The sequence below is a fragment of the Gulosibacter hominis genome, from assembly GCF_904842695.1.
GTDB classification, from domain to species: Bacteria; Actinomycetota; Actinomycetes; order Actinomycetales; family Microbacteriaceae; genus Gulosibacter; species Gulosibacter hominis.
This window is the reverse complement of record NZ_CAJGWQ010000001.1, coordinates 452,245-465,644: the sequence shown is the minus strand read 5'-3', so window position 1 is coordinate 465,644 and position 13,400 is coordinate 452,245. Positions and strand designations below refer to the sequence as shown.

The 13,400-nt window shown below is 59.1% G+C and carries 10 protein-coding genes, 1 tRNA gene and 1 pseudogene; 5 read left to right on the top strand and 7 right to left on the bottom strand.

Translation table 11 applies throughout. The annotated features are described in order from the left end of the window. Positions 1-21: 21 nt before the first annotated feature. The 3 genes from JMV54_RS02135 to JMV54_RS02125 all read left to right on the top strand — a co-directional run bounded on the left by JMV54_RS02135 (position 22) and on the right by JMV54_RS02125 (position 4,562). Entirely contained in the window at positions 22-3,009 is a 2,988-nt protein-coding gene (locus JMV54_RS02135; RefSeq protein ID WP_230972764.1) for a UPF0182 family membrane protein, read from the top strand. 101 nt (positions 3,010-3,110) lie between these two features. After that, positions 3,111-4,397 (top strand): MFS transporter, encoded by a 1,287-nt coding sequence (locus JMV54_RS02130; RefSeq protein ID WP_201517207.1) that lies wholly within the window; start codon positions 3,111-3,113, stop codon positions 4,395-4,397. Between the two features lie 88 nt (positions 4,398-4,485). Next, positions 4,486-4,562: transfer RNA gene (locus JMV54_RS02125), tRNA-Met, on the top strand. A 284-nt stretch (positions 4,563-4,846) separates the two neighbouring features. Here the strand turns inward: JMV54_RS02125 and JMV54_RS02120 are convergent. The 3 genes from JMV54_RS02120 to JMV54_RS02110 form a co-directional block, all read right to left on the bottom strand. After that, positions 4,847-6,052: a Fic family protein gene (locus tag JMV54_RS02120; protein WP_201517206.1), complete on the bottom strand. Its 1,206-nt coding sequence runs from the start codon at positions 6,050-6,052 to the stop codon at positions 4,847-4,849. Between the two features lie 544 nt (positions 6,053-6,596). Next, on the bottom strand, positions 6,597-6,998 hold the full coding sequence (locus tag JMV54_RS02115; RefSeq protein ID WP_201517205.1) for a hypothetical protein: 402 nt from the start codon (positions 6,996-6,998) through the stop codon (positions 6,597-6,599). 429 nt (positions 6,999-7,427) lie between these two features. Continuing rightward, on the bottom strand, positions 7,428-7,799 hold the full coding sequence (locus JMV54_RS02110; protein ID WP_201517204.1) for a transcriptional regulator: 372 nt from the start codon (positions 7,797-7,799) through the stop codon (positions 7,428-7,430). A 309-nt stretch (positions 7,800-8,108) separates the two neighbouring features. Here JMV54_RS02110 and JMV54_RS02105 point away from each other — a divergent pair, with 309 nt between their 5' ends. Then, positions 8,109-8,378: a hypothetical protein gene (locus JMV54_RS02105; protein WP_201517203.1), complete on the top strand. Its 270-nt coding sequence runs from the start codon at positions 8,109-8,111 to the stop codon at positions 8,376-8,378. Positions 8,379-8,630: 252 nt separating this feature from the next. Here the strand turns inward: JMV54_RS02105 and JMV54_RS02100 are convergent, their stop codons facing one another. The 4 genes and pseudogenes from JMV54_RS02100 to JMV54_RS10810 form a co-directional block, all read right to left on the bottom strand. Next, positions 8,631-8,942 (bottom strand): hypothetical protein, encoded by a 312-nt coding sequence (locus tag JMV54_RS02100; RefSeq protein WP_201517202.1) that lies wholly within the window; start codon positions 8,940-8,942, stop codon positions 8,631-8,633. Positions 8,943-9,119: 177 nt separating this feature from the next. After that, the gene (locus JMV54_RS02095; protein WP_201517201.1) at positions 9,120-9,809 is read right to left on the bottom strand and encodes a Fic family protein; all 690 of its coding nucleotides are present in this window, start codon (positions 9,807-9,809) and stop codon (positions 9,120-9,122) included. A 239-nt stretch (positions 9,810-10,048) separates the two neighbouring features. Then, on the bottom strand, positions 10,049-11,941 hold the full coding sequence (locus JMV54_RS02090; protein ID WP_230972763.1) for a GH25 family lysozyme: 1,893 nt from the start codon (positions 11,939-11,941) through the stop codon (positions 10,049-10,051). A gap of 66 nt (positions 11,942-12,007) precedes the next feature. Then, positions 12,008-12,352: pseudogene (locus tag JMV54_RS10810) on the bottom strand (M23 family metallopeptidase); the annotation flags it as partial. Between the two features lie 287 nt (positions 12,353-12,639). Here JMV54_RS10810 and JMV54_RS02085 point away from each other — a divergent pair. Continuing rightward, the gene (locus JMV54_RS02085) at positions 12,640-13,041 is read left to right on the top strand and encodes a hypothetical protein (RefSeq protein ID WP_201517199.1); all 402 of its coding nucleotides are present in this window, start codon (positions 12,640-12,642) and stop codon (positions 13,039-13,041) included. Positions 13,042-13,400 lie beyond the last annotated feature (359 nt).

The following is a 13,400-nucleotide window of genomic DNA, read 5'->3' as shown; positions in this document are numbered from 1 at the left end:
ACAATCGACGACGGGACAAAAGTGAGCTCTCCTCAGGTACCCAACCCGGCTGCCGCATCAAATAGCGATACCACGAAGCGATTCACTCCGCTGGTGATCACCATCGCCGTGGTGATTGCCCTGGTAGTGGTGTTTTTTTGGTTCACGAACTACTACGCCGACTACCTCTGGTACGACCAGCTCGGTTTCCAAGGGGTGCTACTCACTCGCTGGATCGCCAGCGCAGTGATGTTCGTAATCGGGTTCGTGGCGATGGCGGTGCCGCTCTACCTGGTCACGCAGATTGCTTACCGCACCCGCCCGGTCTACGCGAAGCTTTCGCAGCAGCTCAACGAGTATCAGAAGATGCTCGAACCGGTGCGTCGTGCCGTGTTTTTGATCGTGCCGATCATCCCGGGTGTGCTCGCGGGTATGGCAGCAGCCAATGCCTGGCCCACCGTGCTCGCGTTTTTGAATTCGACACCGTTCGGTCAGACCGATCCATTGTTTGGCCTGGATGTGTCGTTCTACGTTTTCCAGCTGCCATTCTGGCGCGGTGTCGCCATGTTTGCCTCGGCAGCGCTGCTGGTATCGCTGGTGCTGGCGGTTGCGGTTTCGTATCTGTATGGCGGCATCCGCATCACCGGCAACCAGTTGATCATCTCGAAGGCCACCCGCATCCTGGTCGCCGTGGTGGCGGGTCTGTTTGTGCTGCTGCAGGGTGTGAACTTCTGGCTCGACCGCTATGACCGGCTGACCCAGGATCAGGGCCGCTGGGCGGGTGCCCTCTACACCGATGTGCACGCGAACATTCCCGGTTTGACGATCCTCGCCGGTGCTGCCGTGGTGGTTGCGCTGCTGTTCTTCTTCGCCGCGATTGCGGGCAGCTGGCGGCTGCCGGCAATCGGTGTTGGTTCGCTCGTCGTGGTGGGGCTAGTGGTAACGCTCGCTTACCCGTGGGGTGTGCAGCAGCTGCAGGTGGGCCCCAACGAGCAGCAGCTCGAAACCGAGTACATTCAGCACAACATTGACGCCACTCGCACTGCCTATGGCGTGGACGATGTTGAGGTGGTGCCCTACGCGGGTGTGACCACGGCCGAGCCCGGGCAGCTGCGTCAGGATGCCGCAACCGCCGCAAATATCCGCATCCTCGACCCGGCCCTGGTGTCGCCGACCTACGCCCAGTTCGAGCAAGAAAAGGCCTACTACGCCTTCCCGAAGCAGCTCGATGTTGACCGCTACACGATCGACGGTAAGACCCAGGACGCGGTCATGTCGGTGCGTGAAATCAACATTGATGGCCTCGGCGCCGACGCCCAATCGTGGGTGAACCGCGCGACGGTGTACACCCACGGTTACGGTCTTGTGGCCGGTTATGGTAACCAGCGCGGCCCCGACGGTCAGCCGCTGTTTTTTGCATCCGGTATGCCGCAGCAGGGTCAGCTGCGAGAGTTTGAACCGCGCGTGTATTTCGGCGAAAACTCACCCGAATATTCGGTCGTGGGTGCGCCCGAGGGTAGCGATCACCGCGAGTTTGACCACGTTGCCGGTGACGACGGTGCTGCGCAGACCTACACCACCTTCCGCGGTGAGGGTGGCCCCAGCCTCGGCAACTGGTTCAACCGGATTGTCTACGCGGTGAAATTCCGTTCGGAACAGATCTTGCTTTCGGATGCGGTGAACGAGCAGTCGCAGATTCTCTACGACCGTAACCCCGCCCAGCGGGTGCAGGCAGCCGCACCGTACCTCACGCTCGACAGCAATGTGTATGCGTCGGTGGTGGATGGCCGCATCGTCTGGATCGTTGATGGTTACACCACCACGAACAACTATCCATATTCGTCTGAGACTTCGGTTGCACAGGCCATTGCCGACACCAACACTCCGCAGCAGTTCGGTGGCGAGACGGTGAACTACATGCGCAACTCGATTAAGGCGACGGTGGACGCCTATGACGGTTCGGTGACTCTCTACGCCTGGGATGAAAACGACCCGATTTTGCAGACCTGGCAGAAGGTGTATCCGGCCACGGTGAAGCCGGTGAGCGAAATGTCGGGTGATCTGCTCAGCCACGTTCGCTACCCGGAAGACCTGTTTAAGGTGCAGCGTTCGGTGCTCGCGACCTACCACGTGACCGATGCGAACCAGTACTACAACCAGAACAACGCCTGGCAGCTGCCGAGTGAACCGACCTGGCAGCGTGAGGGTGAGCGTCCCAAGCAGCCCCCGTACTACATGACCATGCGAATGCCGGGTCACGACCCCGCATTCTCGCTGTACTCGACCTACATCCCGTATGTGCGTCAGGGGCAGCAGTCGCGGAACGTGCTCACCGGGTATCTGTCGGCCAACGCCGACGCCGGGTCGACCGACGGCAAGGTGAGTGAAGACTATGGTCGACTCACGCTGCTGAACATCCAGAACGACTCGGTTAATGGCCCCGGTCAGGTGCAAAACATCTTCAACTCGAATAACGAGGTGGCCACCGAACTGAACCTGCTTGAGCGCGGCGGCCAGACGCGGGTGCGTCGCGGTAACCTGCTGACGCTGCCGATGGGTGACGGGTTCTTGTACGTGCAGCCGGTGTACGTCGAGTCGACCGGTGAAACCAGCTATCCGCTGCTGCGGCGCGTGCTGGTGGCCTTCGGTGACAATATCGCCTTCGAATCGACGCTTGATGAAGCGCTCGACAAGCTGTTTGGCGGCGACTCGGGTACCACGGCGGGCGACTCAAACGCGCAAAATCAGGCCGATAACCCCGATGTCGAGGTGCCCGAAACCGGTGACGATGTGCCTGCCGACCCCGAGGGTGACAAGCCAGAAACGCCGGAGGCGACTGAGAAACCGAGCGCACCCAGTGGTGATGCCCGTGCCGATCTCGAACAGGCGCTGAATGACGCCAGTAAGGCGTTTGAAGACCGCACCAAGGCCTACGAAAACAACGACCTGGTGGGTGCTGCTGAGGCTGACAAGCGTATGACCGATGCGCTTGAGCGTGCAGCCGAGGCAGAAAAACGCATCAAACCATAGCGGTGTGAGTTTGGCGGCAGAACTTGTTCGGTTCTGCCGCCAAACTTGTTTTTGGATGCACTGTGCGAAGGGGGCGCGGGCACCGTCGACGGGAGAACTACATGGATGCACAACAGCTAGCTGCGGCGGCAGTCACCGACCCGGTGGCGCGCGAGCGGCTGCAGCGCCGCACCCTCATCATTGTGGTCATAAGTCAGGTGCTCGGCGGCCTCGGTCTTGCCGCCGGTATTACCGTTGGTGCACTGCTTGCCACCGAGATGCTCGGTTCTGAACGCTTCGGCGGGTTACCGACGCTGCTGTTTACGCTGGGGGCTGCGCTTTCGGCATTTTTGGTGGGGCGCATGACGCAGCGGCTTGGTCGCCGTGTGGGCCTGGGGCTGGGGTTTGCAGCTGGTGGAATTGGTGCCATCGCTGTGGTGCTCTCGGCCGCATCCGGAAATATTTGGGCACTTTTTGCATCCCTTTTTGTTTACGGTGCCGGCACGTCAACAAACCTGCAGGCACGGTATGCCGGCACTGATCTGGCCGCGCCCGCGCAGCGTGCCACAGCGGTGAGTGTGGCGATGGTCGCCACGACACTTGGAGCGGTGCTGGGCCCGAACCTGGTTGCTCCGCTGGGGGATTTGTCGTTGCAATTGGGTCTTCCGCGGCACTCGGGGCCCTTCTTGCTGGCGGCGGTGGCGTTTTTGAGTGCCGGTGTGGTGTTGCTGGTGTTGCTGCGCCCCGACCCGTTTTTGGTGGCGAAGCAGATTGCTGCGGATACGGATGCGCCGGTTGTGGCTGCACCGGCGGCGGGTGGGCCTGTAACCGGTGTTGGCGCCGGTGCCTATGTTGGTGCGGCGGTGATGGTGTGTTCACAGATCAGCATGGTGGCGATCATGACCATGACACCGGTGCATATGGGGCACCACGGGCACGGCTATGAGCATGTGGGGCTGGTGATCGGCCTGCATATCGGTGCGATGTACCTGCCCTCGCTTGTGGCCGGCAGGATGGTCGACCGATTCGGTCGCGTGCTTATGGCGGTGCTTGGCGGGCTCGTGCTGCTTACCTCGGGTGTTGTGGCGGCGATGTCGCCGGGCGATTCGCTGGGGCTGCTCATTACCGCGCTGGTGCTGCTTGGCGTGGGCTGGAATTTCACGCTGATTGCGGGCACCGCGCTGGTGGTGGATGCAACCACGCCCGCCACGCGGCCAAAAACACAGGGCACGATCGAGGTGGCGATTTCGCTGGCGGGAGCTGCTGGCGGGGGAGTGTCGGGTCTCATCATGGCGGGCGCCAGCTTTGCGACGCTCAGCGTGATTGGTGGAGTTGCGGGGCTGCTCGCTGTGCCAGTGGTGCTGTGGGCGCTGTGGCGCGGCCGGTTGCAGGATGTGCGGGAAGACTGATTTTTCTGGTGTTGAGCTGCGTAGCCGGGCCGCAATATGAACGGCATTGGACTTTCCCGTAACCATCCGGTATAGTCGATTGATGTGCCGCGGGGTGGAGCAGTTCGGTAGCTCGCCGGGCTCATAACCCGGAGGTCGTAGGTTCAAATCCTGCCCCCGCAACCAATTCAGGCCCTGACCAGCAAGTCTGGTCAGGGCCGAGACCTTTTCCGAGGCGATTGCGGTCGGTGCCCGTGAGTTCAGCGGAAGATTTCGGGTGCAGGATGCATCCACAGCACTCCTGGGCGCGTTTTGTTCCGTTGAACTCCTCGCTACTTGCGAAACCGGCTACTGTTGCTGGCCCGGGAGATCGATGGCAGGGCAGTCGCTGTTGTATTGGTTCGTTTTAGTTTGACGGTTGCGCAAAAAACTGGCCGCCTCCGAGCACGAGGGCCGTTGGGGTCACTCGATCACCTCGCCGGCGAGCGACGCGCTCGAGCCGTGAACCGATCGAGTGCGGCAAGATAGTCGTCAGCGCGATACACTTTGCCGCCGCCTCGGTGCTCACTTGCCGACTTTCGTAGGATGCCGGCAGCAACGAGTCGGTCGAGGTCGCGTTGCAAATTACTGGGGCGAACTCCTAGCTGTTCACTTGCTAACCGTGGCGTGAACACTGGCTGTTTCGCTGCAAAGCTGATGAGCTGTGCTGTTCTCGACCCGCGTCGTGCCTGGGCCGCTTCAACATGGCGTGCCTGAATCGTTTGGACCTCGGCAACCAGCTGCCGAGCATTCGCGATGCTGCGGTGGGTGGCTTCGACTGCAGCGGAGAGGATGGGTGCGGCGTCTTGATTTCGATATGCGGAGAGTGCGTCAAAATATTTGTTCGTATCTGCGAGCAATCCGCTTGAAATAGGAACAACGGCTCGGGTGGCAACGTGGCGACGTTGCAGCATTGCCTGGAGCAGCGCTCGCCCAGTGCGGCCATTGCCATCGTTGAACGGGTGGATCGTTTCGAACTGTGCGTGCGCGATCATTGCTTGAATAAGCGGTGGGATATCGCGACGAGCAGCATATGCCCCCCAATCGTCCATGAGCTCGGGTACAAGGTTTTCGGGTGGGGCAACAAACTCGGCAGTCAGCGGTGAAGTCGCTTCTTGCCCGCCGACCCAAATTGGTTCGGTCCGGTACTCACCTGGATGGGCGCGCGGATAGTCGTGCAATAGCGCGAGGTGGATTCTCTGGGCCAGCGCCGCATCGACGGGGGCGTTGTCGCTTAAGGCAGTTTGCATGGCGCGGCTAGCCGAAGTGATCAGCAACGCATTTGTGCGAGATGACTCACCAATCTCGGCGGCAAGCACTTGCCGTGCACCGGCGTCCACCTGTTCGATCTGCGACGACGATAGTGCTTCGCTGCGCAATAGCAATGCGGCAAAGTGTGCGATATCGATGCCATGTTGGGTGTCAAAGTTGCGGAGCGCCGCTTCAGCATCGTCAAGTTCTTGTGCGAGCACAGTTGGAACTCGCACCTGGAGGTCAGCGATTCGCGGTGGAACCAGGGCGAGGTAGGTACGCCCGTAATCGGGGATCATCGTCGTATCGGTATAACGGCCGGCCTGCGGCCGCCACACTTGTTCGGACCACGTAATCGGCGGGATCGATACGTTTTGGGAGGCCAACCAGACCACCTCGATTCTCAACTATTGGCCAGATAATAATACTGCACCTCGTTCGTTCTTAGCTTTTCGGTTGGTGTGTTGCCAGCTTGGGGCCGCTGAAATTGGGGTTATTGATGCACGTAACCCGGAGGTCGTCAGTTCAAATCCTGCCCCCGCAACCATGTAAGGCCCTGACCCGCAAGTCTGGTCAGGGCCGAGACCTTTTCCGGGCTGTTTTGGTCGGTGCCCGTGAGTTCAGCGGAAGATTTCGGGTGCAGGATGCAGCCACAGCACTCCTGGGCGCGTTTTGTTCCGTTGAGTTCCCTGCTACTTTTGAAATCGAACGGGAGATGTCAAAGGAGATGTCAGAATGAACCCGGTAGTAGTGGATGTTGTCTGGACCGCTGCTCTTGTTGCGACGCCGCTTCTTGTTGTTGGGCTTGCTGTCTGGCTTATTCGCCGCAATCGCCGTAACTCCGGCGACAAATGAGGCGTTTTTGGAGCTATCGACAGGCCGCTCTCTCCTGGGCATATGACAGGTCAACTGGGGATCTTGTACGGAGCATTAGAATTGGCAATTGTCCGCAAGAATGTAGCTTTGTGTCGCATAGAGGTCTGATTTTTCTTCAAGCTCAGTTGGGGTTGGTACCTCGAACTCGCGTTTCTCACCGGTTGCGAGCATGACTTGGATGCTTTCGGGCAGGTCGTCAGTTGATACGCCGAGGACTCGAATGGTGGCACTTCCGCCGGGGCCGACCTCTAGGGGAAGATTGCCCGGGCACAGTCCCTTAGTGAGGAAGTTATCGTCGTTCAGGCTGCCGAGTTCGACTTGTTCCCCCTCTCCATTACCATCAGTGTCGATGCCAATGATCGACTGGGCGGTCTGGCCGGTGTTCGTAAATACGAAGCTTGTTCCGGTCACCACCGGCGCATCGGTGCCCAAGGGCTTCGCTACGAGGTCGGCCACCACAATGAGTTGAATGTTTGGCTGCGTGTCTTGGTGTGCCTCCTTGGCGGTTAATGCACTGTCGCAGGCTACACACAAGGAGAACACTGCTATAACCAGCGAGGCGACGGAAAAATAGGGTGCGCCCCTATCCAAGACCGCTGATATCAAATCACCGGTGCTCCGCTGTCCCGGATCCGAAAGCGGATCGTGCTCAGAGCCTGATTGAACACGACCCGTTCGCGGGGCTGATTGCTTTGGGAGTCTCTTGGACTTCATCTTGTGTCCTAGCTGTAGTGGGTCATGACGTTATCGACACGGTCGTGGAGGCGTGAAACTGGTGGCTGACTGCTGTGAAAAGATTGATGTCTTCAGCTGGGCGATTAGTGAGCTGATGTTCCCGAATCGCGCCTGAGCCGGCCAATGCGAACCCGTATTGGTGGGTTGCTGCTAATGCGATGCGAGTAACGTTTCGTTGGAAATCGTCACGAGTGGAGGTGCCCATCCGCGTCCTTTCAACTCGGGAAACCGTGACTCCCAGGCGTCAATGATGAACCGGTCCAGACTCAGCCTCGGCCACAGTTGGATGAGCCGATCGGCGTTGAGGTATTTGCAGATCTCCGCGGTGGTGCCTTCAGTAAGCACTGCTTGGTAGACGACAGCTGCTGCTCCGAGGTCACCGAGGTCGTATTCGTTGGTGCCTGGGGCCCAGACAAGGTGGTGCGGGAGCGATACCGTGCCAGCCGCCGGGCCGTGAAGTTTGCTCAGTGATGCGGGGACGTTGATTGGCTTGAAATGGCGAATCGTCAGGTGCTGCGTCACTGGTGCTCCTATCGCTTCGTGCAATGAGGATACGGTGTCGTGTCTGCGCAAGCCAAGTTGTGCACCTGAGCCTTGCCACCGCTGCAACGTGAGAAACTCGCTAGTTTTCACGAGGTTCTGGGAGCGTGCAGAAGCGACCGTTACTGACGGCGCTTGAGCGAAACATGGAAACATATTTACTAGTTCACAAGTTAAAGAATCGAGCTTTTCTAGGAGACAACAATGATCCAGATATGACTTGGGGACTGGCGTGCAATAAATCCAGCCCAAGACCCCCTCGGGCGCAGCGAGGTGGGGTATCGGCCGGGGATGACTATGCAGGATGCGTGGGCTGCTGGCCGTGGTGTGTGGAAATTGAAGGCCACCCGCGTACTGGAGGAAGATGAAGTGGCAATTCTTTCACCTGACGGGTTAGTGCTGGCGGTTGCTGAGATAACCGGGGTGATCAAGCACGACGAGCGGCAGTCTATTGAAGGGGCACTGATCACAAACCATCCCCTTCTCGGGAAGTACGTCGAGGTGTCCAAGTCTCGAAACCCGATTCGACACGTGCAGGAGGTGCGCCTCATCTCGTGGTAGCGGCCCTAGTGCCGACCAGTCAAGCGCTGATCGTTGAACCCTAATCGGAATGGGGTGTCCCAGATTCTCCCATCTACTCAAACGGAACAAAACCTGGGGCACCTCATCGTCGTCTTGTTTGCTTGTCCCCGGTATGCTGATCCGTTGGTTAGTCGCTTGTGTTCGGGATCAGTGTGAGGTGGTTGGAGGGGGGAATCGTCATTGGGGTGATATCCGAGGGCATCACCCCAATGCATGCGCGATCGTTTAGCCCTAGTGGTCGAGGTACGCGGCACGAACGGCCTTCAGTTCGTTATCGCACAGATCACGCGCGGCGATGGATTCGAGGTACTCCAGCATTTGGTCAATAGTGATGGCTGGCCAGCCGTTTGCCGAACGAATGCGGTCGCTGTCGCATTGGGCTTGCCGTAGCCAATCCGCAGCTGCGTTGGCACCGCCGGCGGCATAGACGGTGGCCAAGTCCGTTCGGAGCTGGCCTTCCGTTTCGAGGCGGTCGATAACGGGTGGCTCAGGTAGGGGGTCCTGGCTGGCGAAGTATTCGGCAAACATCGTGTCACCTTCCATGTCATGGCATTTTCCGGGTGAGTGTGACACGTGATAGATGACATCGTGTGGCACGGGTGGCACGCTGTGGATAACCGCGCCACCGCTGACAACACCAATGTCACCGTCAGCCTGCGTCAAGTGCCCGTGCCACGGTGGATCGGCTGGACACCTAGCTGTACTGTTCGGGGAGGTCACTTAATGGTGGCGGAATGAGTCTGCGTTGGTGGGAAGGCACTTAAATCCCGCTGAGGAGAGGAGCGCCTTCACGTCACGGTGGTCGTTGTGGATGTAGGCTCGCGCGATTGCTTGGTTGAGTCGAGCTGCGAGCTGAGGGCCATTGTCGTTGACGGGGGCGGTGAGCATCAACGGAGTTGGCTGCCAGAGGACGGCGCTGTTGGCGACGAATAGCGCGGTGCGTTTGTTGCCGTCACCGAACGGTTGTGCTTTGGCAATTTCGATGAAGAGGTTCATCGCTTGTTCGCGAGGGTCTGTTGGAGTCTGTGCTGCTGCAAGGGCTTGATCGAGCTCGTGAAGGGAAATTGCAGGAGGTTCGTGGCGCCCAAATGCGGTATCAACACCGATGCGCTGGTCTGTGCGGCGGAGCTTTCCGGGTTCGAGTGCCGCGCTTCGGGTGAGTCGTGCATTGACGTTGCATACGAAGTGGGCGTCGATGTTTGGGTTTGGGTGGTCGAGGATGAACTGGGCTGCGTCGCGGAGGTCATTGAGGAGTTCGAGATCGGCGCGTGAATGAACTTTGCTGGTGTCGCCGGTGCGGAGGAACTCTTCAGTGTCGAGACGGTTGGTGCTGAGGCCATTAAACACCTTCCCTGACGAATAAATGAGGCCGGCAAGGTCAGCGACCTCTAGCTGTTCGTGCGAGTTCATCAGCTGACTCCAGTTCATTCAATGCCAGGGCGACTCCGATTCTACGATCCGCTGTCGGTCGCCAGCGTGGGGCTGTGGTGAGTGGGACTGAGTGATGTGCGAAGCCTGGGAATGCAGGGTTAAGTTCTTCCTCCGCAATAAACCAGAACGGACTGACTTTTTGTTCGCGTTTCGTCTCGAACGACCACGCCGCCCGACCGCCACTGTTGGGCGGTCGAACGGTGTGGCCGCTTTCTTGTTTAGGTCAGATCGCGGACCAGGTTGGCGAGAGCACCAAATGTGTAGGTTCCGGGGATCCCATCGACTGGGCCGGTGTATCCGCCTCGCTGAGCACAGACTTGGATACCTTTGAAGGTGTTGAGTCCCGGGTCGCCGTCGATTGGGCCGGTATAGCTACAGCCTGCGATGACCCGCTGAAACCCGAGCCAGGTGTAGGGTCCGGGATCGCCGTCAATGGGTCCTGCATATCCGCCGAGGCGGGCCAACCGTTGGAGGGCCGCGTATGTCACGGCACCGGGTTCGCCATCGAGCGGACCTGTGTAGCCGAAGTACTGGAGAAACGTCTGCATGCCCGCCCACGAATTGGGTCCGATCTCACCATCGATGGGTCCGCTGTAGCCTCTGAGTCGGGCGATTCGTTGGAAGCCCATCCATGTATTTTGTCCAGGCGCCCCGTCGATGGGGCCGTTGTAGCCGTATCCGGTAACGAGCCGTTGCACACCAGTCCAGCCGTTGCGTCCGATTGCACCGTCGATTGGTCCGGTGTATCCGCCGCCGCGCGCCAGAAGCTGCAAGATTCGTTGTTGTGAGGATGAGTAGTCGGTCGTGTTGAGCTGGTCTAACCAGTGCTTCAGGCCGACGAGCGTGTGGGGTCCGAGTGCCCCGTCAACTGGTCCTGTGTAGCCACCGAGCACTGCAAGTTCCTGGATGCCCTTGAACGTGTTGACACCAGGTATGCCGTCGATTGGCCCGGAATAGTAGCCGCTGTTGCTCAAATAGCGTTGTACGCCTGTCCAGGTGGCGTTACCCGGCTCACCGTCTACTGGTCCCTCGTAGCCGCCAAGCTGAGCAAGGCGTTGGATTGTCTTACCTTCCGCTCGGTCGAGCGGGTAGTTGCTGTCGGGGTCTGGGCTTGATGGGATTGCTCCTGTTGGCTGTGCGGTTTCGCCATCGGGTGGTTGTGTCAGACCTGTGAAAGCGGACAACTTGGCAACGTCAAGGTCAATTGCTCGGCCATCAACGAATCCCGTGTCGGAGTACTGGTGGATATGCCACGTCGGATACGCAGTGCCGATGCTCGGGTTTCCTGGTTGTTCTGTGTGGTGCGCGACCCAGAGTTTTGCACCTGTTGCCTTCGTCTTGGACCATTGCTGGCTTTTCAACAGGTTTGAGCTGATGTACATGAATGGAGTGACGCTAAGTCGCGCTTTCACTCGGTTGATGAACCGGGCAACCTGGTCGTCATTCCATGATTGTCCATTGTCGATTTTTTCGTTATCGACTGCGAGGATGTCGCCTTTGCGGTAGTCATAGAGATGGTTCATGAAGTAGTCGGCATCTTGCTCGGGTGTGGCAGCACCGACGAGCCAATAGTGGCCGACGATGAGGCCAGCCTGTCGAGCACTGTCGATGTTACGTTGATACCAGCCGTCGACATATCGGGGCGAGATGTTGGAACCGCCGAGTTTGACGATGCAGAACTGGAAGCCGCGTGATCGAAGAGTTTTGCCGCTGATTCCTGCCTGATACTTACTGATGTCTACGCCATAGACACCCTTGAACGTGCTTGGCGCAGGCACGTTGGCACCGGCAGCCAACCATGCCTTGAGCCCAGCAAAGGTTTTATCGCCGGGGATGCCGTCGATTGGGCCGGCGTAGCCGCCGAGTTGCGCGAGCTTCTGCACGCCTCGCCAAGTGTTGGTTCCCGGCACGCCATCGACTGGGCCGCTATAGAAGCCGTATCGGTTGAGTAGTCCTTGCACCGCCTTCCAAGTGTTCACGCCCGGATCGCCGTCGATTGGTCCGCTATAGCCATTCTTTTGGGCGACCCGTTGGAGGGTTTTGCCCTGTTCGGTGGTGAATGAAAAGCCGCCGGGTGATCCCGGGCTACCGCCATTGAGTACTGACTGCACGAGTGGCCAGGGGTCCTTGCTGTCCGCGTTCCCAAGGTGCGCGTCGCGTAGGGCTTTCCAGGTGAAGTGCAGGTGAGGGCCGTCCCAGGCGCTGCCGTGGAAATCGTCGTACCCGGCGAGGTACCCAATAGTTTGCCCTTGGGTGACAGACTGCCCAAGTTCTAGAGGGACGCCTCGGAGGTGGCAGTATCCGTTGTAGTCATTGGGTCCCGACTGGACAACGACGTAGTTGCCAAGGTCGGGATGGGTGTCTCTCAAAGCTACGGTTCCGCTACGGAGTGCTGGGACGGGTGTGCCGGCGCCGTGGGCGAAGTCGACTCCGTGGTGGAAATCCCATTCTGGGCGATCCCCGAAATAGTCGGAGACGTGGGATGAGTTATAGAACGAACGAACATTTGTAGGGACAGCCATTGGAGGTTTCCTTTCGCGCCGGCCATGACCGCGCTGTCATGGTCGATAGGATGGATTGGAAAGCAAGGTAGACAGGGTTCCTGCGAATCTCGTGGGACTCGTGGGGGAGGGTCATGATGGCAACGTTTGCTGGGTCTCGTGTTCAGCTACGGGCGTTTACGGTGTTCCTGGCCGGGGTGTCGGTGGTGTCGTTGACTGGATGTGCTGTTTCTTCGCCGGCGCCCGAGACTGGGGCGCAGTCGGTGGTTGCGAGCCCTTCACCTACCGGGGTCCAGTCTGATACTGAGGTGCCGTTTGAATCGGAGCCTGGTGGTCGGGTGGAACCGACTGCGCCGGACGCTGATTCTGGGGATGTGGTCAACGCTGAAAACGCGTACGAGGTGTGTCTGCACATGGTTGAGACCAAGAGTCATGGGCCGAGTGGGGTTCCAGGCGGGTATTCGCGTGACAAGCTTGCCCCGGAGTCGGAATCGGTTATTTATCAACGCGAGGATGGCATTTTTGGTGTGGCAATCTACGGCACCGTAGGTGATACCTGGGTGTCAGGACAGCGTGACTATATGCTCATTTGTTACATCGAAGGTCCAGTCAACGACCCGGTCTGGTATGAACTTGGAATCCAGACGACGATTGACCCGTCCGAGCTTCCGGCAGTGTTCGAGGGCTATGACATTCATGCCGGAGCGTAGCTGCTGGATTGTTTGTCGGCCGGTTGCGTAGGCGTCTATGTGCGTGCGTGGCTGACTGGGATTCGCGGTGATCGCTTTTTCGGTTGGAGTGTTGCCAGCTCGGCGCTGCTGAAATCGGGGTTATTGATGCACATAACCCGGAGGTCGTAGGTTCAAATCCTGCCCCCGCAGCCATTTCAGGCCCTGACCAGCAAGTCTGGTCGGGGCCGAGACCTTTTCCGGGTTGTTTGCGGTCGGTGCCCGTGAGTTCAACGGAAGATTTCGAGTGCAGGATGCAGCCACAGCACTCCTGGGCGCGTTTTGTTCCGTTGAACTCCTCGCTACTTTTGAATTCGACCGAGAGATGTCAAAGGAGATGT